20 protein-coding genes are annotated in these 23,476 nt (G+C 40.6%); 14 read left to right on the forward strand and 6 right to left on the reverse strand.

Translation table 11 applies throughout. The annotated features are described in order from the left end of the window. Window position 1: 1 nt before the first annotated feature. Window positions 2–580 (forward strand): YceI family protein, encoded by a 579-nt coding sequence (locus QUE86_RS14330; protein ID WP_286258012.1) that lies wholly within the window; start codon window positions 2–4, stop codon window positions 578–580. A 32-nt stretch (window positions 581–612) separates the two neighbouring features. On the opposite strand, the gene QUE86_RS14335 is transcribed toward QUE86_RS14330, so the two are convergent. Beyond that, window positions 613–1,473 carry a TIGR02285 family protein gene (locus QUE86_RS14335; RefSeq protein WP_130051763.1) on the reverse strand — a complete coding sequence of 287 codons (861 nt, stop codon included), beginning with the start codon at window positions 1,471–1,473 and terminating at the stop codon, window positions 613–615. Between the two features lie 642 nt (window positions 1,474–2,115). On the opposite strand from QUE86_RS14335, the gene QUE86_RS14340 reads away from it, so the two are divergent. From QUE86_RS14340 to icd, 6 genes are all read left to right on the forward strand, one after another. Further along, window positions 2,116–2,691, forward strand: coding sequence for a dienelactone hydrolase family protein (locus QUE86_RS14340; protein ID WP_286258015.1), 576 nt, complete (start codon window positions 2,116–2,118; stop codon window positions 2,689–2,691). A 46-nt stretch (window positions 2,692–2,737) separates the two neighbouring features. Further along, window positions 2,738–3,679 (forward strand): acetoacetate decarboxylase, encoded by a 942-nt coding sequence (locus tag QUE86_RS14345; RefSeq protein WP_178926842.1) that lies wholly within the window; start codon window positions 2,738–2,740, stop codon window positions 3,677–3,679. 8 nt (window positions 3,680–3,687) lie between these two features. Then, entirely contained in the window at window positions 3,688–5,919 is a 2,232-nt protein-coding gene (locus tag QUE86_RS14350; protein WP_286258018.1) for an NAD(P)-binding protein, read from the forward strand. A 142-nt stretch (window positions 5,920–6,061) separates the two neighbouring features. Continuing rightward, entirely contained in the window at window positions 6,062–8,326 is a 2,265-nt protein-coding gene (locus QUE86_RS14355; protein ID WP_286258020.1) for a TonB-dependent receptor, read from the forward strand. Window positions 8,327–8,363: 37 nt separating this feature from the next. Further along, the gene (locus QUE86_RS14360) at window positions 8,364–11,045 is read left to right on the forward strand and encodes a 7TM diverse intracellular signaling domain-containing protein (RefSeq protein ID WP_286258023.1); all 2,682 of its coding nucleotides are present in this window, start codon (window positions 8,364–8,366) and stop codon (window positions 11,043–11,045) included. Between the two features lie 92 nt (window positions 11,046–11,137). Continuing rightward, the gene (gene icd, locus QUE86_RS14365; protein ID WP_286260405.1) at window positions 11,138–12,403 is read left to right on the forward strand and encodes an NADP-dependent isocitrate dehydrogenase; all 1,266 of its coding nucleotides are present in this window, start codon (window positions 11,138–11,140) and stop codon (window positions 12,401–12,403) included. A gap of 5 nt (window positions 12,404–12,408) precedes the next feature. On the opposite strand, the gene QUE86_RS14370 is transcribed toward icd, so the two are convergent. Then, window positions 12,409–12,852 carry a hypothetical protein gene (locus tag QUE86_RS14370; RefSeq protein WP_130051758.1) on the reverse strand — a complete coding sequence of 148 codons (444 nt, stop codon included), beginning with the start codon at window positions 12,850–12,852 and terminating at the stop codon, window positions 12,409–12,411. A gap of 111 nt (window positions 12,853–12,963) precedes the next feature. Beyond that, on the reverse strand, window positions 12,964–13,911 hold the full coding sequence (locus QUE86_RS14375) for a LysR family transcriptional regulator (RefSeq protein ID WP_130051757.1): 948 nt from the start codon (window positions 13,909–13,911) through the stop codon (window positions 12,964–12,966). Window positions 13,912–14,016: 105 nt separating this feature from the next. On the opposite strand from QUE86_RS14375, the gene aceK reads away from it, so the two are divergent. Genes aceK through QUE86_RS14395 form a run of 4 tightly spaced genes read left to right on the forward strand, consistent with a single transcriptional unit; the run spans window position 14,017 to window position 17,576 of the window. After that, entirely contained in the window at window positions 14,017–15,846 is a 1,830-nt protein-coding gene (gene aceK / locus QUE86_RS14380) for a bifunctional isocitrate dehydrogenase kinase/phosphatase (protein WP_167658613.1), read from the forward strand. Between the two features lie 52 nt (window positions 15,847–15,898). After that, entirely contained in the window at window positions 15,899–16,291 is a 393-nt protein-coding gene (locus tag QUE86_RS14385) for a hypothetical protein (RefSeq protein WP_250661910.1), read from the forward strand. Between the two features lie 8 nt (window positions 16,292–16,299). Further along, window positions 16,300–17,262 (forward strand): zinc-binding dehydrogenase, encoded by a 963-nt coding sequence (locus QUE86_RS14390; protein WP_178926847.1) that lies wholly within the window; start codon window positions 16,300–16,302, stop codon window positions 17,260–17,262. A gap of 53 nt (window positions 17,263–17,315) precedes the next feature. After that, window positions 17,316–17,576: a DUF2999 family protein gene (locus QUE86_RS14395; protein ID WP_130051754.1), complete on the forward strand. Its 261-nt coding sequence runs from the start codon at window positions 17,316–17,318 to the stop codon at window positions 17,574–17,576. A 60-nt stretch (window positions 17,577–17,636) separates the two neighbouring features. Here the strand turns inward: QUE86_RS14395 and QUE86_RS14400 are convergent, their stop codons facing one another. Next, window positions 17,637–17,843 carry a helix-turn-helix transcriptional regulator gene (locus QUE86_RS14400; protein ID WP_054552938.1) on the reverse strand — a complete coding sequence of 69 codons (207 nt, stop codon included), beginning with the start codon at window positions 17,841–17,843 and terminating at the stop codon, window positions 17,637–17,639. Beyond that, window positions 17,844–18,302 carry a hypothetical protein gene (locus QUE86_RS14405; protein WP_286258032.1) on the reverse strand — a complete coding sequence of 153 codons (459 nt, stop codon included), beginning with the start codon at window positions 18,300–18,302 and terminating at the stop codon, window positions 17,844–17,846. A 186-nt stretch (window positions 18,303–18,488) separates the two neighbouring features. Here QUE86_RS14405 and lepB point away from each other — a divergent pair, with 186 nt between their 5' ends. Further along, window positions 18,489–19,148, forward strand: coding sequence for a signal peptidase I (gene lepB / locus QUE86_RS14410; protein ID WP_167658610.1), 660 nt, complete (start codon window positions 18,489–18,491; stop codon window positions 19,146–19,148). Window positions 19,149–19,232: 84 nt separating this feature from the next. Then, window positions 19,233–20,048 carry a hypothetical protein gene (locus QUE86_RS14415; protein WP_130051751.1) on the forward strand — a complete coding sequence of 272 codons (816 nt, stop codon included), beginning with the start codon at window positions 19,233–19,235 and terminating at the stop codon, window positions 20,046–20,048. A gap of 71 nt (window positions 20,049–20,119) precedes the next feature. Here QUE86_RS14415 and metG read toward each other — a convergent pair whose 3' ends face one another. Beyond that, window positions 20,120–22,144 (reverse strand): methionine--tRNA ligase, encoded by a 2,025-nt coding sequence (gene metG, locus QUE86_RS14420; RefSeq protein WP_286258035.1) that lies wholly within the window; start codon window positions 22,142–22,144, stop codon window positions 20,120–20,122. A gap of 178 nt (window positions 22,145–22,322) precedes the next feature. On the opposite strand from metG, the gene apbC reads away from it, so the two are divergent. Continuing rightward, complete coding sequence (apbC, locus tag QUE86_RS14425) at window positions 22,323–23,402, forward strand: iron-sulfur cluster carrier protein ApbC (protein ID WP_130051749.1); 1,080 nt, start codon at window positions 22,323–22,325, stop codon at window positions 23,400–23,402. Window positions 23,403–23,476: the final 74 nt, after the last annotated feature.

Genomic DNA, 23,476 nt, shown 5'->3' on the forward strand with positions numbered 1-23,476 from the left:
CATGAAAAAATTACTATTAGGCACAGCACTAAGTGCTGCACTTTTCTCAACTGCTAACGCAAATGCAGCTGACTACGTTATTGATACAGACGGTGCGCACGCATTTGTAACTTTTAAAATTAAGCACTTAGGTTACAGCTGGTTACATGGTCGTTTTAATACCTTTTCAGGTGATTTTAGCTATGACGATAAAGCGCCGAATGCGTCTAAAATCAATGTAACGATTGAAACTAAAAGCATCGACTCAAATCATGCTGAGCGTGACAAACATTTACGTAGCAAAGATTTCTTAAATGTTGATAAGTACCCAACCGCAACATTTAAAAGTACTTCAATCAAATTTGATGAAGACGGTGATGAAGCTGATGTAACGGGTGAATTCACCTTAAATGGTGTCACTAAAACCATTACCTTTGAAATTGATAAAATTGGTGAAGGTAAAGATCCATGGGGTGGTTATCGTGTTGGCTTTGAAGGCGAAACAAGCCTAAAACTAACTGACTATGGTATCGACTACAACCTTGGTCCTGCTTCGACACATGTTGATATAGGTTTATTTATTGAAGGCGTACGTAAGTAAGTTTATCAATGTTTAATTAATAAAAGTGCCGCTTAGTGAGCGGCACTTTCGTTTCTATCTTTTAATCTCTTTTCTAAAATTGGTTGCAAATTATCAGGTAGCCAGCGCACTAACACATCATGAAAAGCATCTGTATGAGCGATTTTCTCAAGTGTTTGATCTAATAATTTTACCGTTACCTCACCTTGCTTGTTTTTAGTGCAGCCTACATAGCCAATGCTTAACGCTGGTGCTTCAGTAAGTGTGATTTGGGTTAGTTCATCTTCAAAGCCCATGGAATGAGCAAGATAATAATGCTCGCTTGGGTAGCCAAGTAATATATCAATACGCTTTTTTTGTAGCATATAAGTCAAGCTTGCGAGGGTGTCTCTGCCGGGGCGTGAAATGATATTGGCATCATGACTTTCGTTAATCACCTTGTCGATATTAGTCCCGAAAGAGCGGCTCATTGATACCCCTAATGCAAGGTTTTCGGCTAATAATGATTTTAGTGACACAGGTTTTGTGACGTCTAACTCAAGTTTTGCGGCTAACTCTTTACGTATTGCAATAGACGGCGACAAACCTACAGTTGATGAATGTTCAGTAAACTGAATATGCTGCTTACGGTGCTCGTTTTGATATAACGACAGCATACAGTAATTATTGTGTGGGTTTGATAGTTCATGCACAGCACGACTGGCTGGCAATAAAGTGCGTTTAAATGAGACCTCAGGCAGTGCTTTTTCTAATAATTTGATCACACTTTCATCACGACCTGTGCCTTCATATTTATCATGCATGATGTAGTAGGGGGCAAAATCAACCATGATCCACTCAATGGCTTTAGGTTGCTTATTTGCATAAGCTGGCAAGCAAAAAAGTAATAGTAAAATAGACCACACACTACGCATAGTTACTACCTATATAGGAACTAAAATATAAGTGTAGCAGGAATATAGGCTTATGTGGCTGGTGGTGAAAACTAAAACGCCAGCTTGTTGGCTGGCGTTTATCGGTAGGGTTTAGTTGGCTTTTAACCACTTCACAAATTGGCGTGCATCACTAGCCTTTTGGAAGATGGCATTTTTTAAGCCCTGCGTGTCGCTAAAAATTACACGCTGTTTGTTTACCGAGATTGATTGCACTGGATGTGCGATCTGGATCAAAGATCCGTTGTATTTATATGACATAATAAAACTCACTTTTTCTTTTGTCTGTGTCTGTAGAGCTTTAATAGGCATTTAAAAAATACAGACCGACATTTGTTGTCTTGCTAACAGTGTTGACTAAGTTTGTGACAGTTTGGTGATGATTTGAAAATTCATCAAAATGTCATTTAGCGAACAAGCTGCAAGTATTTATACGAATATGCGGGAATTACTGGATCAAGGTAAGGGGTTAACCGCGTGGTTTCTAAAAACCAGACAATCAGAGTACTGTAAGAATCAATTAAGCGCAAGGTTTATTTTTTGAACATCAAAAATAATCTCTGGATGTTTAATAGAAACAGGCGTATTGTGATTAGGCACAAGATAACAATAAGAAGTATGCTTATGAATTACCTTTTGGTATCAGATATATTCGGTAAAACAGCGCATCTATCGCTGCTTGCTCAGCAGCTTCGTGGTAAGGTTAGTCTTTGTGACCCTTACATGGGGGAAATTCAGCTCCCCATAAATGAGCAGTTTCAATATCAACATTTTATGACTCAATGCGGCCATGACAGTTATTTTGAGCTAGTGCATTTAAAAATGGCGACTGTCCGTCAGCCAACCACGATTATTGCATTTAGTGCAGGCGCTGCCGCTGTGTGGCGTGCTCAAGCAGAATTAAAAGATTCTTTCATTAAAAAAATCATTGCCTTTTATCCATCACAAGTTAGACATCATCTTGAGCTTGAGGCTAACGTTCCTTGTCGATTTATTTTTCCTCACAGTGAAGAGCATTTTGATATTAAGCCTGTGATTGCTTCATTAAAAAGTAAAGCCAAGGTGAGCTGTGAAGTAGCCGACTATGCTCATGGGTTTATGAACCCGCTATCTGAGAATTTTAATCAGCTCGGCTATCAGCAATTTAACGAACAGCTATTAAAAGAGTGTTGTAACTCAGAACTTGTCCCCAACGATTAAAAAACTGGTCTATAGTCATTACTAAACAACAATATAAGTAATGACTATGACGGACCAAACAAATTACAGCCACTTCTTATCTAACCCGGTTGCTAAACCACCTTGTCGAATGATCAACGCGCAAATGTATGGTTTTTTTGTGTCTGGCTGCGAGCAAAAAATGCAGCAGTATGTTGATGCAACTTTAAATCTACTAGCAACTGAATCAACCTCGTTTAATGTGTTAGGGAGTGCTTGTTTACTTACCTTCACTGATATCGAAAAAATTTCTTCGTTAACGCCACCGTTTTCTGAGCATGGCTGGATGCAAGAAACCGATATTATTATTTGGCTCCCAGTAGCAAAAATGCAAGATGGTGATATTAGCCATTTATATTGGTATCCGGCTTTTATTAGTGTGAATAATATCTATGCCTTAATTAATGGCAGAGAGGCTTGGGGTTACAATAAATACTTATGTGAATACCAAATGCCTACAGCTGTGAGTGATGCGGGGCCCTTTAGTATAACTTTAGAATGTTTTGATGTATTTCACCCAGACTCTAAATTAGCGATGCATGAGCTATTAACCATTGAGCAAACACAAGCAAGTACCAAGGAAAACTTACTCGATAACTTATCGCAATTTTCTAAGCACGTAACAGACTTGTTTGATGCGCAAATTAAAGGCATTGACATATCACTTCTTAAACAATTGTTAGAGGGATTTATACACCCGCAGATGGATCAGATTTTATTTAAACAATTTCCTGATGGTGTAGGAGAAAAAGCGGTTTATCAGAGCGTTGTTCATTCGCCATCACTAATCAAAAAAATCCACCAATTAAAACTTTTACACAATGATTTTAGTCTTGATGTAAAAGCGCTTGCGAGTTTTCCTTTAAATGACATGTTTGGCATCGCACTTGGCAAGCAAGTTGTTCATTTACCTTTTTACGTCAATATGGATTTTGACCAGCTTGGCGCAACACAACTGTTACCAGCATAGAGGTGACCATGGAAAAAGAAAAAATCACTATTGTCGGGGGCGGTGTTGCAGCGATGACTGCGGCTGTGTACTTAACCGAGCAAGTTAATTGGCAAAGCCAGCGCGAAATTACTGTCTATCAACAAGGCTGGCGTCTTGGCGGGAAAGGGGCAAGTGGCCGTAACGCCCATTTCGGACAGCGAATTGAAGAGCATGGTTTACATGTTTGGTTTGGCGCATACGTGAATAGTTTTCGCACCTTAGAAGGTGTATATAATTCACTCAATAGACCCGCTAGTTGTTCATTGGCTACTTGGCAGCAGGCCTTTAAACCACACAGCTTTATTGCCTTACAAGAGTTTATTGATAACGAATGGCAAACTTGGCCGATTGATTTTCCAACCGTTGCAGGTAACCCCGCTGATGGCAGCCTAGATATAACAGTGTGGGACTTTGTCACCATGACATTAGCATGGCTAAAAAAATGGACCGAAGGCATTGAGCATGTTTGTCAGCAGCAACATGCTCAAACTACGTTAGTGACTAAAAAATCACGGGATCAATCGTTACTCAAGCACATGTATCAAGAAATCAAAGCAGATATTGATACCCATTTAAATGGCGCAAAGCAGTTTATTGATGATATTGAAGCAGGCGCAACTGAAATTGCCTCGAACCCACGAACATTGATAACCCATTTGCTACAGTTCACTGAAAAGCAGGCTACGCACACCGATAAGCAAGCTGATCGCTTGGTGATTTGGTATATCGTCAGAAAGTTAAAACGTTGGTTTAAAGATCAAGTGATTGATTTACTGGATGACAACCCAGAGCTGCGTAGACTTTATATTTGCGCCGATCTTGCTATTGCAATGCTCACAGGACTGATTAAAGACAAGGTCTATCGAGACGGTTTTGGCGCCATTAATTGCTACGATTTTCGTCAGTGGCTAGAAAAAAATGGTGCTAACAAAACTTACAGTGTCGATTCAGCGCCAGTACGTGGCTTTTATGATTTGGTGTTCGCTTATCCAAAAGGAGACTTTAATAAACCCAATGTTGAAGCCGGTGTTGCCGCCCTTGCCATGTTACGAATAGGCCTTTGCTACAAAGGTGGCGTGATGTGGAAAATGCAAGCAGGGATGGGCGATGTCATTTTCGGTCCAATTTATGAGCTTTTAAAGCAGCGCGGCGTTAAGTTTAAGTTTTTTCATCAGTTAACTAACTTATCGGCAGGACAAAATGACCAAGGTGAGCCGCTGGTAAGTGAAATTAAACTTTGCCAACAGGTGAGTTTAATTGGCCAAGATTATGAACCGCTTATTGATGTAAAAAAACTACCTTGCTGGCCTAGTGAGCCATTGTATGAGCAAATCAGTCCTGAACAAGCGCATTTATTACAAGAATATCAGATCAATTTAGAGTCATTTTGGAGTAATTGGCCTGAGGTCTATCAAGAGCACTTTAGCACCCCATTGCCAACAGTGTCCCTACGCCATGGTATTGATTTTGATACACTGATTTTAGGTGTCTCAGTTGCCTCACTTGAACATGTAGCCTCTGAACTTTTAGCTGTAGATTACGCGCTTTCTCAACAAGCAACAAAAGTGCAAAGTGTGGCGACTCAGGCTTGCCAAGTATGGTTGAATAAAACCGATCCACAACTTGGCTTTACGCAAACTAATGCCGCTGATGAAGGGCCTATTTTAAGCGGCTTTGTTGAGCCGTTTGATACTTGGGCCGCAATGGGCAATTTGCTAGATAAAGAAGATTGGCCAAGTGAAAATGCGCCAGTGAACATTGCCTATTTTTGCAGTGCGTTTAGCTGCGAAAACTACCCACCTGCCAGTGCACATCAATTCCCAGAGCAAATGAAAGCCGAAGTCAAATTGAATATGCATAATTTGTTTAGCGCAGATATGCGGCCACTTTGGCCCGAAGCCTATATTGATAACAAGTTTGATTGGCAGGTTTTTTATAGTGATCCACACAGCATTTTACCTGTACTTGAGCAGCAATATTGGCGCGTTAATGTAGACCCTAGTGAGCGCTATGTTTTATCTGTGGTTGATTCGAGTAAATACCGCCTTGCTACAGATGGCAGTCAGTTTGTCAATTTACGCATCACTGGCGACTGGATAAAAACAGGGGTTAATGCAGGTTGTGTTGAGGCTGCTGTGATGGCAGGTATGCAAACAGCGCGGGCAATATGTGGTTGGCCAACTAAGATCAGCGGAGAGCACGCATTCGAAAAAGGTTAGTGTGAGTAAAGTTGTAAATAAGTATGCGTATAAGTCATGAAATTCCATGATTTATATGCGACTTTAATTGATTGTTTGGTCTATACTTACCACTAAATTACAACAATTTAACAAGTTTCCCTCTTTTAAGGTCTAAAAGCTAATGAAGCGACCCTTTCTGAAAGATCCTAAGTTTATGATGTTGTCGAGCACCAGCTTGGCGGCATGTGTAATGGCAAGCGCTGTTGCACAAGGAGCTGAGATTGAAAAAGACATGGAAGTTATTAGCGTTTATGCACAAAAACGTCCGCAAGCAATTGAAGACGTGAGTGTAGCGGTAAGCCAAGTGGATGGCGAAATTTTAAAAGCTCAGCATTTTAAAGATTCAACTGAAATTGGTTTGTTTGCGCCAAATGTAAAAATAACCCAAAACGCCGCAGAAGGAACGCCACCTGCTGTTAGTATTCGAGGGGTAGGGTTACTTGATTACAATACGGCGAACACTTCACCTGTCGCTATGTATATTGATGGCGTTGCGGTGGGGTCTGCCAATAATCAAATTGTTAACTTATACGATATTGAACAGCTCGATATTTTACGCGGCCCACAAGGCACTCTGTTTGGGCGCAATTCTACCGGTGGTGCAATTCTGATTCGCTCAAACCGCCCTGAGTTTGATAGCTATGGTTCATTGACATTAGGCATTGCCAATAATAACGCTACTAGCATCGATGGTATGTGGAACCAACAACTATCAGATTCAAGTGCAATGCGTATTGCTGTTAACTATCAAGACTATGAGTACTCAACAAATAATATCTATACAGACTCACCAACAGCAGGTATGGAGCAAAAAAATGCCCGTGTGTCTTTTCTATCTGAGTGGGATGAGGTTGATCTTTACCTGCAAGCGCATATTGAAGACTGGGATGGTATTGCCCAGCCTGTTGGCAGTATTGGTATTGTCGCCAACCCTTTAACGGGTGAGCTGTGTTCACCAGCAGATGCAGGCTCAACACGCTGCTTTGATAACTTTGGTTTTAATGATGGCAGTGATGATTTCTTTGCGGTAAGCGTCAATAATGACTCGCCTCATAAATCTGATGGCTATGGCTTTATTGCTGAAGTAAATTGGCATTTAAACGAGCAAAGTACTTTTACAACGATTTCGAGCTTTAACGATCTCGAAAGAAGCCATGCTTTTAATTGCGATGGCTCGCCAGCTCGCTTGTGTGAAGGAGTATTAGGGTTAGATACACATCTAATTAGCCAAGAATTCAGATTACTTAACGAATTTGCTGATTACACGTTAACCAGTGGGGTGTATTTTGCAGATGAAACAATTGAGCAAGATAATTTAAATGATATTTTGCGCGATTTTCGTGGCATTTTACCCACAAACTTAACCGCGACCTTTATCTACGATAACGAAATCGAGATGCTAAATTTGGCAGTATTTAGCCAAATTGAAGTGCCTGTCGCAGATAAATGGATGATCACCGCGGGTCTTAGATATGACTATGAGTCACTTGAGTATGACTCAATCGCCACGTTAAATACGGTGCTTGATGTGAACGACTTAGACGGTGTGCTTGTACCATTTTATCGCGTCACGGATGAGCAATCAGATAATGGCTTTAGCGGGCAATTTGCAATTAATTATCGTTATTCAGATGCAAGCAATCTTTATTATCGTTTTGCAAATGGTAGTAAAAGTGGCGGCTACAATGGCGGCTTTTTGTCATCTGAAGAACAAGCAATGTTAGCAAACTACGGCAAAGAGCGCTTAAATGCCCATGAAGTTGGCTTGAAGTCGTTCTGGCCTAGCCAGCAATTAAGAATGAATTGGGCAGCGTTTTACTATGATTATAACGACCAACAGGTGTTTATGAACCAAGCGTCAGAAACACCACAAATGCCACCAGTGCAATTACTTGAAAATGTAGCTGATTCAACAATTTATGGTCTTGAAACTGAAATTAATTACCAAGCAACTAAGCAATTAGCCATGCTACTTTCAGTAGGTTATATCCCCCATGCTGAATTTGAAGAATACGTTGACCCTCTTGGCAATAGTATTACCGATAACCAACTACCATTTACTTCTAAATGGAATGTATCAGCGGGATTAAAATATGATACCAGCTTGGCGTCGTATCCGTTATCGGCAAACATTATTTACGATTATCAGTCTGAATTTTATTTTGATCAGAACATGAACCCATATGCTCGCCAAGACGGCTTTAGCATTGTGAATGCGCATCTAAAATACGATGTTGATAATTGGTCATTTACTTTGTGGGGCAAAAATTTATTTGATACTGAATATAGTCAGTTAAAGTTCGATTTAAGTTCGTTCCTAGGCATGCTTGAAGACTTTAAAGGGGAAGGGCGTCGCTATGGCTTTGATGTTTCACTACAATTCTAGTCGTTGCCATCACCACAATGGTACAGGGGTTTTGTGAATGCGGTTAAAGCTGTATTTAAGTACTCTGCTGTTATTGTTTATATTAAGTGTTTCGGCTAATGCACAAGATACGTTTGTCTACACTGATGCTGTAGCTGATCAAAACCTCCATGATGTCGGTGAAGTGTTTATGGCGAACGATAATATGTTCCCGCAATCTGTGGCTGCGATTGATGCTTGGCGAGCCAGCAAAAAACCGCAATCTCGAATAAGCTCTGTCGGCGGTAGCTATTGGTTAATTGTTGAAATTGAAAATCAAAGTGATATAGATGATTTAGTCCTCTATCCGTATAACACTTTGGTTTCGAAAATAGAAAGCCGCATTTATGATATATCTGATCCAAGTGCCCCGATACAGCACTTTGTAACCGGTGGGGTCGAGCCTAACCAATTTGCTTTTCACTATGGTAATCGTTTATCTCTTGAAAAAGGTAAGCACTACACGTTAATCACTTATTTTGAGAGTGACTACTTTTATACTCCCGCAAAGCTGGTATTAACGCCTTATCAAGATTATTTTCAGAACATAACCGTCGAAAATATGATCATGATGCTGTGCTTTGGGGTGGGCATTGCACTTGGTTTATATAATTTATTAATTTACTTGGTTTCCCGTGATGTTACACACCTGTATTACGCATTATTTACTGCATCCTGGGTGTTTGCTTGGAGCCATTTTTTCCATATTTCTGATCAGCTGTTTGGTTACTATAATCCTCATCTTCATTGGCTAGGCTTTGCCCTCACACCATTAACCAATATTCTGTTTTACAACAACTTACTTAAACTCAAAGAAACATTTCCGAAACTGGCGCAATTATCACTGACAGTGGGTGTAATTGCCACTTTGGGTATTCCGTTTTGTATTTTATGGCCAAGCTTTGGTTTTTATTGGTCAACGTTAGTAACGGGTGTTGCTTTATGTTTAGGCTTATACATAGGTATTCGCTGTATGCTCATTGGCTTTAAGCCAGCACGCTATTTTGTGCTGGCTTACATTGCCATGATGCTACCGAATATGGTGGGTAATTTAACTAATTTAGGCTTGCTGCCAGCTACTTCCATTAATTTATATTTATTGGGGTTGATAGGCACAGCCATGGACGCCATGTTGCTGGCGTTTGCTGTGGCCGATAAGTTTAGGCTGCTTCACGATGACAACGTAGAGCTCAATAAAAATCTAGAAGAAAAAGTACATTTAAGAACCTTGGAGCTTGAAGAGCTTGCCTCTGAGCTTCGCGATGCGAATGAAGCTAAAAGTCGCTTTTTAGCGAATATCAGTCATGAGATTCGCACCCCAATGACATCAATTATTGGCTATGCAGATGGCATTATGCTCGGGGACATTAAGCCTCATGAGCGCAACCATGGGATTGGCGTTATATTGCAAAATAGCCGCCATGTTCTTGGATTAATAAACGATATACTCGATATGTCGAAGATTGAAGCCAACAAGCTAGAAATAGATTTAGTCGAAACAGACTTGTTTGCCACGATTGCCAATATTGAGTCACTTATTGGCAAGCAAATCCGTGATAAGGGCTTAAAGTTCAGTGTTGATTATCAGTTCCCGTTGCCAGACTACCTAATTACTGATCCGAGTCGATTAAGGCAAATCTTATTAAACCTAACAACCAACGCCCTTAAGTTTACTCAAGTCGGGCGTATAACCTTAACGGTGAGCTGTCATAACGATAAGTTGTCGATAAGCGTAAAAGATACCGGTATCGGCATGACAGACAAAGAGCAACAAGCGTTATTTAGTGCCTTTTATCAGGCGGATTCAAGTATTTCTAGGCAATATGGCGGCACTGGTCTTGGCCTTAATATTTCTAAAAGCCTCGCCAAAAAATTGGATGGGGATATCAGTGTTAAAAGTAATGTCGGTTCTGGCAGTGAATTTATTTTTACCATGTCGGTTTATACCACAGATAATACACGTTGGCTCAATGATATGAGTGAAGTCAAACTTGTTGAAACCTCACCGTTTAGTAAGCTTGATGCACCTGAGAACTTAGAGGGTAGTGTACTACTTGCTGAAGACCACCCAGACAACCGGCGTTTAATTGCGCGAATATTAGAGCGTATGGGACTGACTGTAACAACCGTTGAAAATGGTAAAGACGCAGTGCAAGCAACCCTAGAAGAGAGTTTTGATCTTATTTTGCTTGATATTCAAATGCCAATCATGGACGGCCAAGAAGCATTAAAGATGATGCAAGCTACAGGAGTGAGCGTTCCTATCGTTGCACTTACAGCTAATACCATGAAGCATGAAATTGCCCGTTATATGAAGCAAGGCTTCAATGATTTAATCGCCAAACCAATTGATAGAAATGCGTTTAGTCATAAAATTGCCAGTTACTTAGATTGCGATGAATTAGCTGATATTAAACTACCTGAAAAAGAGTTTCAGGCGCTTAAAGATGATTATATAAAGGGCCTTGAAGAACAATATCGAGAAATGCGCGAGCAATATAAAAACATGGATATTGATGGCTTAAGCAGAAATGTTCATATGCTTAAAGGCGCTGCAAACATGTTCGAATGTGAAATGCTCTATGTTAAAGCCGTTGCAGTAGATACTGCGCTTAAAAAAGATACCGTCACGCTCGATACGCAGCTTATTGCATCCTTATTTTGTGCCATGCAAGACGAGATAACCAAGGTAACGCATTGATTGCTTGAATAGCGGCTATTTCTTTGTAAGCACAGACAAATTAATTATTTCCTGATATTAATATTGTTAAAACACCTTGCTGGGAAGACATGATGCAGTATCAACATATTTCAGTACCATCGAATGGCGTGCAAATTACTATCGATAGTAAGGGCCAGTGGCATATTCCTGACAATCCAGTTATTGCTTACATTGAAGGCGATGGTGTCGGTCATGATATAAGCCCGGTGATGCGTGAGATTGTCGATGCAGCAGTGGACCATGCTTATCAAGGCGATAAACAAATACATTGGATGGAAGTGTTCAATGGCGAAAAAGCAGCAGCGCTTTATGATGGTGACTGGTTCCCGCAAGAAACCCTGCATGCCGTTAGGCAGTTTAAAATTGCCATAAAGGGGCCGCTAACAACCCCCCTTGGCGGTGGCTTTCGCTCTTTAAATGTGGCCCTTCGTCATGAGATGGATTTATTCGTTAACATGCGGCCCATTCGCAGTTATCCGCACTTACCATCACCTTTAAAAGAACCTGAAAAAACCCAAATAACAGTAATCCGCGACAGCTCAGAAGACGTTTATTCAGGCATTGAGTGGCAGGCTGGCAGTATTGACAACGAGCGGATGCTTGATTTTCTGTGTCAAGAAATGGGTGTCACCCGACTACGTTTTGATAACCAATGCGGCATTGGTATTAAAAACAGCTCGAAAGAGGCGGCAGAACGCTTGATGCGCTATGCCCTTAACTTTGCCCTTAAAGAGCACAGTGAATCACTGACTGTGGTGCACAAAGGTAATGTACTTAAATTTACCGATGGCGCCTTTAAACGCTGGGCATTTGCCCTTGCTGAGCAAGAGTTTAACGCTATAGCGCATGACAATGGTCGTTGGTTAGTTATCAAACGTGAAGAGCAAGATGATTTAATCATCAAAGAAGTCATTGCCGATAACATGTTACAACAAGCGCTGCTCACTCCTGAGCAATTCGATGTGGTGGTAACAACCAATCAAAACGGCGATTACTTAGCTGATATGTTAACAGCACAAGTCGGTGGGGTAGGAATTATGCCTGCGGCAAACTTAAATAATGAAGTAGCCTTTTTTGAACCGACTCATGGCACATTTAATCGCATTGCCGGTGAAGACAGTGCAAATCCAACAAGCAGTATTTTAAGTGCGGTAATGATGCTACGTTTTATGGGCTGGCATCAAGCTGCGAATAGAATAGAAAAAGCTCTAGAACAGACGCTTAAAGCAAATGAAATGACGTTTGACTTGGCTAATTTAGTAGCCGATGCGACGATGCTTAGTTGCAGTGATTTTGCAAAAAGCATCATCGCGCGAATAAGTAACTCAAATAATTAACCATATTATGCGGCACTGGCGCTTTTAACTGCGTAGACACATGGTTTACCTGTTAATTGTGCTGCACGTTGGTAAATATGTTCTGCACCTGGTTCATTGCTTGTCATGCCTGTTAATGTGTCCATTAACGCAACCACTAAAATAGCGGGTACTTGGCAGCAGTATTCATCGAGTACTGCAGTTGTTGTTTGAGCATCAACATGACAATGCGGGTGAGTGCGTACTGTGCTGTATGCTTTTAACAGTGTGTCCGCTTGTAAAACATCATCATCTTGATGTTTGGTTTTACGGCATTGGCAACCAAACTCATCAACCATAGTGGCTAATGTTTGGTAAATTTCTTCACAAGGTAAATTACTTTTTTTACAAAGTTGTTGCTCGATGAATGAGTGTAATTGACCATTAATGTAAAGGCCGTCCTGTTGAGTGAATTGCGCTGAAGTTTCCATAATCATTTTCTCTTTGTTTATGTGCTTAACTTCACTCTAGCCCTTCACTCATTATTAATGAAATTGTTGTTTTCAATAACTGATATTGATTTTATCAATATTACGCTGTTTTTAGCGATCAGCCACGGTACTGGCAAAGGCAAGTAGCTCTCTGCGAAGCCACTGGTGCGGGTTTGCGTGATGTAACAAAGGGCTCCATAACATTTTCACTTCAATAGGAACAATTTGAAAAGGCACTGGACTTATTACCAAATCAGTGTGTTTTGCTAATAACATGGCTTGTCGACGAGGTAATGTGGCAATCAGTTTTGGTGATTGACACAGCAAGCTTGCCACCATGTAGTGGCGGGTGAATACGCGAATATTGCGGGTTTGTTCTAATTGCCATAATGCCTCATCGACCCAGCCGAGTTTTTGACTACCTGATTTATTCGTCAATGCCGCTTCTACGCCCCAACCTGCCCGATTCACCCAAATGTGCTCTTGTGCAAGGTAGCCTTCAAGATTTTGCTGTTGTAAGTAGGGATTGTCTGGGTGTGTTAAGCAGCAGTAATTATCGCGCCAAACACTGGCTTGGTGGAATGAGCGGGGCAGGCCGTTAAAGCGGTTTATGGCAAGGTCGATGGTGCCTTTTTCCATATCTTGAAGATTAACATCGCTTGGGCTCAAAATATCAAAGTTAAGTCCCGGATTTTTTTCCAGCTGCTGCGTGATAAACGGCGCAATTAGGGTTGATTCTAGGTAGTCGTTTGCCATAATCCGAAATGTAATTTTAGCTGTGCTAGGGTCGAATACTTCACTTGGCTGAGTAATTTCTTCGGCCATTTTTAACAGTGATTCTATTTCAGGTTTAAGGCTGAGCGCTTTTGCTGTCGGCGTCATCGTGCCCGCGGCTCTCACTAATAATGGATCATCAAATAAATCACGTAAACGCTTAAGGGCATTACTCATTGCTGGTTGAGTCAAAGCCAGTTTATTGGCGGCTTTTGACACACTTTGTTCATCAATGAGGACATTTAAATACACTAATAGGTTGAGGTCGACGTGCCTAATATTCATTTGATCAATCTTATTTATTATCTTTATTAATTACCTAAATTAAAGCGCGCTTGCTATTGTGTGTAAACAAGGCGACTAAAATAATCAGCATAAGCGATAAAAATAATGCCACAGCAGAGCTCACATTTGGCTGTTAAATCACACAGCGAACAGTTAAATCAGGTAGTAGCGACTAAGCTTGCCCGCGCGGTGTATGCTGGCTTTGAGGCTATGTTTGCAGAGTTTTTAAATATTACCCTCGGTGCACAAAGTCGTTTTGAACAGCGCCAGTGGCATCAAGTTCAAGGGGCTATGAAATCGCGATTACAGGTTTACGAAGGGCAAGTAAAAAAGGTAAGCCAAGCAGTAAAAATTATTGCTTATAGCGAGGTAGATGACCCTGCAATTTGGTTACTAGCCAAAAAAATATACGCAGAAATGGTGCAAAGCCATGAAAACCAGCCCATTGCTCATACTTTTTTTAACTCAACCTTCGGTGCTATTTGGGACTCACGAAAAATCCGCAATGTACATTTGTTTGTACTAAAAGCACGTTATCAACTTGGGCCGCGGCCTTTTGATTCATTGGTTAGCCGCATTTCTTTACAAAATGGTTTTGAAAGTGCCATCAGTAGCTTAATAAAACGCCATGTGTTTCGTTCACAATACGCTGATTTTACTGGTGATGTTGCCATGTTGCAGCGTACTTTAATTGCGGGTGCAAAACTGCAATGCCCGCAAGTCTATGAGCTACTTGCACTCAACGATGGTTATATTGAATACGCAAATTCTTTGTTTTTCAGAAATAAAGCGTGTTACATCATAGGTCGATGTATTGCTAAAAATGGCGATAACATGCCATTTGCGATTGCGTTATTAAACAGTGAAAAAGGTCTGCATATTGATGCTGTGATGATGGGAGCTGACCAACTTAGCTTGCTGTTTGGCTTTGCCCGTACTTATTTTATGGTCGATACCGACCAACCCGCACGATACGTTGATTATCTCAGTGTTTTAATGCCCCATAAGCAACGCTTTGAGTTGTTTAATGCCATAGGCTTTATCAAACATGCTAAAACCGAGTTCTATCGTTACAAAGTTGATACCACGCGCAATAGCCCTGTGGATGATAAATACATTATTGCGCCAGGAACGCCGGGCATGGTAATGCTAGTATTTACAACCCCAGGCTCAGATTATGTCTATAAGGTAATCAAAGATAAATTCAGTGCACCGAAAACAGCCACCAAACAGCAGGTCATGGCCAAATACGATTTTGTTAAACAAGCCGACAGAGTTGGCCGGTTAGTTGATACACATGAATTTCGTTATTTAGCGTTTGATTTAAGTCGATTTAGTGAAGAGCTAATAAAGACAATGCAGCAGCAAATTGGTGATAGTTTAGTAATTTCGGGGAATGCACTTATATTGCGCCATGTTTATGTAGAACGCAAAATGACGCCGCTTAATTTGTATATCAATGACTGTGATGAGCGAAAACTGCAGCAAGTCATGGTTGATTACGGTAAAGCGATAAAAGAGCTCGCGGGGGCTAATATCTTTCCCGGTGATATGCTGATGAAGAACTTTGGTGTCACTCGTTGGGGAAGAGTAGTGTTCTATGACTACGATGAAATTTGCCCAATGACAGAATGTCAATTTAGAGAGCTGCCAAAAACTGATGACTCATTAGATGAACTCAGCAGCGAAAGCTACTTTGACATCGCAGAAAACGATGTATTTCCTAGCCAGTTTAAAGTATTTTTTAGCGCCAATAAGCGGGCGTTTGATTATTTTAATGCAGCCCACCAAGATATTTTCACAGCCACTATGTGGCAGCAATTACAAGCGGCTATTAACGATGGGCAATTGCTTGATGTTTATCCTTATAAGCAGTCTTGGCGCTTTTCTTCGATGAAAGCTCAAATGAAAAAATCTCAACCTATAACTGTTTAATAGTAACATAGTGTTAGCGTATGCTATTGAAAAAATAGCTAAGGAACGCACTATGAAAAACACACTGTTATTATCGAGTTTATTTATTTCGTCTATGGTAAGCGCCAACCCGTTATTAGGTAGCTGGCAATTTGTTGAAGGCAAATATGCAGCCAATGACGGCTATGTGACGGCAAAAGCGCCAGAAATAACCTCTGTTAAACTGATTACACCCAGTCATTTTAGCTATATCACCCAAAAGCAAGGCAACTTTCATTATGCTGGTGGCGGCAAATATGTTTTGCAAGACCAGCAATTTATCGAAACTTTTTCCTATGGTAATGTACCTTCACTACTTGGTAAGACTATGGCATTTGATTACAAAATAGAAGGTGACTTGTGGCACCACACCTTGTATGAAAATGGCAAATTAGTCGAAGCTGAGATCTGGCAACGAATTAAATAGAAGGTGATATGCGTTATATTAAGCACGAAGACTCACAGTTACATTTTGCGCAAACAGATAAACCAGCCCTAAAAGATAACGAAGTTCTTATTGCTGTTGCAGCAATCGGCGTTAATCGGGCAGATTGTTTACAGCGACAAGGTAAATATCCTGCGCCCAAAGGTGACAGTGAAATTCTAGGGTTAGAATGCGCCGGTACCATTGTTGAGCAAGGTAGTGCAGTATCCGGTGACTGGCTTAATAAACGCGTTTTTGCCTTGTGTGCGGGCGGTGCTTACAGCGAGTATGTTGCCGTTGATGCTGCGCAAGTGATGCCTTTACCAGATGAAATGACAATGGCCCAAGGCGCTGCTATCAGCGAAGTTTACTTAACGGCATTTTCTGCTTTGTTTCAATTTGGTCAGCTTAAAGCAGGGCAAACGGCACTTATTCATGCAGGAGCCAGTGGCGTAGGCGGTGCCGCAATTCAAATGGCTAAACGCGCTGGCGCTCAAGTGGTGATCACCGCCGGAAGCGATGAAAAGTGCGAGCATGCCAAACAGCTGGGTGCTGACCATACCATCAATTATAAAACCACCGACTTTGTAGAATACTTCAAAGCAAATAATTTACAGGCCAATACCATTGTTGATCCAGTTTCAGGGAGCTATTTAAACAAAAATGCCGCCGTTGCAGCAATGGATTGCCAAATTGTGATGTTAGCGTTTTTAGATGCGCGCTTTGCTGAGGTTGACTTTGCAAGGCTGCTTAGTAAGCGTATTTCCTTTCATGCATCAACCTTACGAAACCGTTCAATTGAATTTAAGCGCGATTTAAAAGAGCAGTTTATAACCCGCTTTTATGATGATTTGGCACAAGGACTGTTGGATTGCAATATCTATAAAACGTTAAATTGGCAAGATGCAAATGAGGCTCATCGTATTTTAGATAACAACGAAAATTCGGGAAAAGTGGTAATGTTAGTTGAATAACATTAATTTGCCCATATTATTGGTTTTATTAGTAGTTAAAAGTAAAGGTTAGTATGAACCCAATTATTGCAATGCTCAAAGAGCACAATGTAAGTGACGAAAAAGTGCGTGAGCTGTTCCAAGCATTTATGGAAAACCCAATGATGGCAATGGGTTTGGTTCAACAATTAGGTATCCCACCAGAAAAGCTTCAACAACTTATGGCATTAGTGATGACGCAGCCACACCTTATTAAAGAAGCGGCTGAATCAGTTGGGATCAGTGATGACGAAGTTGAACAAGCCAAAGCGCAGTTCAAAAATCAGCAGCCGTAAGATTTTACGATGCTTACTGAACAAAAAAGGTTAGCTAAATAGCTAACCTTTTTTGTTGGCCTATTGATATGAAAAAACATCATCCAGCTTCTTATCAAACAATTGAGCAATCTTAAAAGCCACTTCGAGCGACGGAGAATACTTACCTTTTTCAATCGCTACTATGGTTTGCCTTGAAACGCCAACAGCCTCTGCCAATGCTTGCTGAGTCATTTCATTGTGATGAAATCGAAGTTCACGAATGGTATTACTGAGCTGTTTTGTCATTTAGCTATCTCTTCGATATAAATACGCTTTGCTAGCATTAGTGATAATTTCACTAATTAAAAAACCTATAATAAGAAAATGCATAATATTATATAGATCAGAGACCTCAGGTAACAACATACGGTCTGACACACGCTCAATTTGAGTCGTTAGAAATACACACATTAAGATAATTGCAGAGCAAAACCAGTGTCCAAGTTTGGTACTTTTTAATTCAATGAGCTTATCGCGTTCATCATCACCTAAGTCTGCTTCTTTGTGTTTAGTGCCTGCAAGTATCGATTGCATGATTATCTCTAAGATTACCGCTACAACAACGACCTTATATAAGTATGAAACCATGGTATCTTGGCTAAGATTTCCAGCAGCTTGTAGTGAATTAATACCTAGGAGGTAATAACTTAAAAGGCCAATTGTCACTACTAAAGTGCCCCAAATTGTCATTTCTTTGTAGCTCATCTTTCATAATCCCATGTAAAATATATTTGACTTGATGTTAAGTAAACTACTCATCGCTTGCTGTGTCAAATATTTTTAACATCATGTATGATATTTTTATCTTTGACGTATCTCGTTACATTTAGTTAAGAACTAATTCTCAGCTAAAGGCTCTTAGTAAAACAAACCACAAAATAAGGAATGACTATGAACTGGATTGTAAAAGTATGGAAAAATAACCGTTCATTGATTGTATTTATCTGCTTGATGAGTGTTTTTAGAAGTGCGGTAGCTGATTGGTATGAAGTGCCAACAGGTTCAATGAATCCGACCATTGTCGAAGGGGATCGTATTTTAACGGATAAAATGGCTTATGATCTGCGTGTGCCATTTACTCATATTTCGCTTATGCGTACCGATGAGCCAAAAGCCGGGGATATCATCGTATTTGATTCCAAGGCTGCAAATAATCGTTTAATAAAGCGTGTTATTGGTGTGCCGGGCGATACAGTGACTTTAGTAGATAATAAATTGATTATTAACGGTAAAGCGCTTAATTACGCATTAACTGATGACAAGCAACAACAGCAGACACTGATTGAAAACCTTGCAGGTGTTCAGCACGCCATCCAGGTATCAAAAGCCTCTTCGGTGATGCAGCATTTTGCACCTGTCGTAATTCCTAAGGATATGTATTTAGCGATGGGTGATAATCGCGATCATAGTGCAGACTCGAGAGTGATTGGTTTAGTGCCTCGCAGTGAGTTGTTAGGTAAAGCTAAAAGAGTCATAGTGTCACTTGATTATGATGACTATTATTTACCTCGAAAAGAGCGAGTTTTACATGATTTATATTTAGCACCTTAGATGAAAATCGTATAAAAATTGGCAATTTACAGTTTTATGTCTCAATATTAACGACATAAAAATAATAAGCCAAAAAGGTTAAATATGATCAATGATAAGCTTGCTAGGTTAATTCGATGCTATTTGTTACTAGTCATTTCATTTAGTCTCGTTGCATGTGGTTCAAGCTCAAAAAGCGAAACTACAAAAGTCGATGAGCCTGACAGCTCCACCCCAGATACAACTGTTGGGCTAGTCGATAACAGTGGTAGTGCTGACTATAAAGTTATTATTTACGGTAATAGCCATAGCGCTAAATTAGGGGATTTGCTTGAACAGCTCATTTCAAGTGAGTTAACCAACGCTCAAGTATCAACCCTTACCGTCAGTGGTCGCTTTTTAGATGAGATAGTTAACGAATCGGGCAATGTTGAAAAGCTACAGCAAGACAATTGGAGTCATGCTATTTTTCAAGGTCAGAAATATTCTCAGTCTGGCTCTGTTAACTATTCTACGAGTGAGGCAGAGCGATTGATTGCAAGTGCGAAAGAGCTGGATATCACACCCATCTTATTTCCTGAGCATCCACAGCGAGGTGACAGCAAAGAAGGGGAGCTTGTCTATCAATTACACTTGTCTATTAGCGAAAAAGAAACAAGCTGTGTTGCACCTGTCGGTTTAGTTTGGGACAAAGCAATAGCTGCATTACCAGATCTGAATTTTTACAGTGCCGATGGTAATCATGCTTCAGATGCAGGGCACTTACTTACCGCAATGACCTTTTATGAAGTAGTAACCGGTGAGCTTGCTGACACTCTCGCTTACAATGCTGCTTTTGCTATCACAGAGCAACAACACCAGCAGTTCGGGCAAATAATTACTCAAGTACTGACTGAGCACCCGGCATGCCCAAGTTCATAACCATACATTCAACATAAAAAAACCGTTGTGCCTAAAACACAACGGTTTTTTAGTAGCTAGTAATTGTGCAATTACATTACGCGCATGCCAGGCTCTGAGCCTTTATCTGGGTTAAGAATATAAATTTCTTTACCGCCAGGACCTGCCGCTAATACCATACCTTCAGACATACCGAAACGCATCTTACGAGGCTTAAGGTTCGCTACCATTACCGTTAGTTTGCCTTCAATGTCTTCTGGTGCATACGCAGATTTAATACCTGCGAATACTTGGCGCGTTTCGCCACCTAAATCTAAGGTTAGTTTTAATAGCTTATCTGCGCCTTCAACGTGTTCTGCTTTAGCAATTTTTGCTACGCGTAAATCAACTTTCGCAAAATCATCAAATTCGATTTCTGGGCTGATTGGCTCTTTTGCTAGTGGGCTGTTTGGATCAATCTTATCTTTTTCAGCAACTAGGCTTTCTTTAGATTCTTCAATCATTTTATTTACTTTATCCATTTCAACACGTTGCATTAACGGTTTGAATTTATTAATTGCGTGACCTACAAGCGCTGTTTGCGCACCCTGCCAGGTTAAACCGTCGTTTAAGAAGGCTTCTACGTTAGCAGCCATACCTGGAAGAACTGGTTTTAAGTAAGTGATAAGTACACGGAACATATTTAAACCAAGAGAGCATACATCGTGTGCTTCTTGTTGTTTTGTTTCGTCTTTAATTAACACCCACGGCGCTTTAGCATCGATAAATTGGTTTGCTTTATCAGCAAGGGCCATGATTTCACGAATTGCACGGCTGTAATCACGGTTTTCATAGTGATTTGCAATGCTTGCCGAAGCCGCTTGGAACTCACCTAACAGTGTTTCATCCATCACTATGTCGCTAAGCTTACCGTCAAATTTCTTGGTGATGAAACTTGCACAACGGCTTGCGATGTTAACAACTTTACCTACTAAGTCAGAGTTTACACGCAGTGCAAAGTCTTCAAGGTTTAAGTCAAGGTCAGTGATGCCGTTGTTTAGTTTTGCTGCGTAGTAATAACGAAGATACTCAGGGTCTAGGTTATCAAGGTAAGTACGTGCTTTAACAAAGGTGCCTTTTGATTTAGACATCTTTGCGCCATTTACTGTCACAAAACCGTGGGCAAATACGTTTGTTGGCTTTCTGAATTTTGCGCCATCTAACATTGCCGGCCAGAATAAGCTGTGGAAATAGATGATGTCTTTACCAATGAAGTGGTAAAGCTCTGCATCTGAGTCTTCACTCCAGAATGCATCAAAATCGATACCTTTTTTATCGCACAGGTTTTTAAAGCTCGCCATGTAACCAATTGGAGCATCTAACCATACGTAGAAGTATTTACCCGGTGCACCAGGGATTTCAAAGCCAAAATAAGGTGCGTCACGGCTGATATCCCACTGCTGTAAGCCATCTGCAAACCATTCATCTAACTTGTTCGCCATTTCTTGTTGAATCGTACCTGAGTGTAACCACTCTTTAAGCATGTCTTCAAAAGCTGGAAGATCGAAGAAGTAATGCTCAGAATCTTTTAAGATTGGCTCAGCACCCGACATTACAGAACGTGGGTTGATAAGCTCAGTTGGGCTGTAAGTAGCACCACAAGAATCACAGCTGTCACCGTTTTGATCTTCTGACTTACACGTAGGGCAAGTACCTGTTACAAAGCGGTCTGGTAAGAATATACCTTTCTCTGGGTCGAACAGTTGAGAAATAGTATGCTTTTTAATGTGACCCGCTTCATTTAAACGATTGTAGATTAATTCACTAAAGTGACGATTCTCTTCACTGTGCGTGCTGTGATAGTTATCAAATTCAATGTTGAAATCAGCAAAGTCGCGTTGACGCTCAACACTCACGTTTTTAACCATTTCCTCAGGCGTGATCCCTTGTTTTTGCGCATTAAGCATAATTGGTGTGCCGTGGGCATCATCCGCGCAAACGTAGTAGGTTTCATGACCTTGTTGTTTTTGGTAACGCGCCCAAATATCAGTTTGGATATATTCTAGTAAATGACCTAAGTGAGTCGGGCCATTGGCATAAGGTAATGCGCTAGTAATCAGGATCTTTCGCTGTGCCATAATCATTCCGAATTGAGATTAGTTCGATGCAAACATGCACGAATATCATTATTTAATTCATTGTGAGTTGCTTATATACAACCTAAAGCAATGATATTATCTAATTGTCTGGTTTTAATGCCTTGAATGTTACATAATTCCGCAGCACTTTTCATCAAAGAAACGCTAATTTATTGCTATGTTTGGACTGTCAAAACTATTCTCAAGTAAATCGACTGAAAAAGCACCGATCATTGATGCCTTCGCCGCCTATCGTAGTAGCGCATTTGCCATTGGTATTGAGCAAAGCTGGCTCGAAGAGCTTAATCAAAACAGCGATAAAAGCTGGCAAGTAAAACTAAGCCTACCTTTTGCTGGCTGTGGTGAAATCAACGAAATTGAAAAGTTTGTCGCCGATAAATTATCAGTGCCTGTGTCAATTAGCGCCAAAGTCAAATTACCTAATTCTTATAGTTTTAAGCAAATTAAACATATTGTTCTAGTTGCATCAGGTAAAGGTGGAGTTGGCAAATCAACCACGGCAGTGAATCTTGCCTCGGCTTTAGAGCAAGAGGGTGCACAAGTAGGTATTCTCGATGCCGACATTTATGGCCCGTCTATTCCATTACTTTTAGGTCTGCAAGGAGCTGAACCTAAAACAGCGGATAATAAAAACTTACTTCCTTTTGAGGCACATAATCTCAAAGCGCAATCGATCGGCTTTTTAGTTCCAAGTGATGATGCCACCGTTTGGCGTGGTCCTATGGCTTCAGGAGCACTTAATCAATTAATGAACGAAACCGTTTGGGGAGAGCTTGATTATCTAATCGTTGATATGCCCCCTGGTACGGGTGATATTCAATTGACGATGAGCCAAAAAGTGCCTGCTAGTGGTGCTGTGATCATTACCACCCCTCAAGATTTAGCCCTTGCCGATGCACAAAAAGGTATAGCTATGTTCAATAAAGTAAACGTCCCTGTGCTTGGGTTAATTGAAAATATGAGCTACTTCTTGTGTGGCCATTGTGGGCAACCAAACCATGTATTTGGTAAAGATGGCGCCGTAAAATTAGCTCATCGCCATGGTGTGCCTGTACTTGCTAATATTCCGTTGGCCATTGAAATTCGTGAAAGCTCAGAGCAGGGCAATTTAATAGCGAAAGATAACGCGGCTCAAATAAGTGAAACATACAAAACAGCTGCCCGTGTACTTGCTAGTAGCTTGTATTATCAGCAGTCACACACAAGCTCCGTTGAAATTGTTATTACTGAAGATTGATTGTTGCAAAGATTTTGTTAATGGGTTTTTCTTATTAACAAAGACTTGATTATTTTGTACTAAATTCACTCCCA

Source organism: Pseudoalteromonas apostichopi (assembly GCF_030297135.1).
Classification (GTDB): domain Bacteria; phylum Pseudomonadota; class Gammaproteobacteria; order Enterobacterales; family Alteromonadaceae; genus Pseudoalteromonas; species Pseudoalteromonas apostichopi.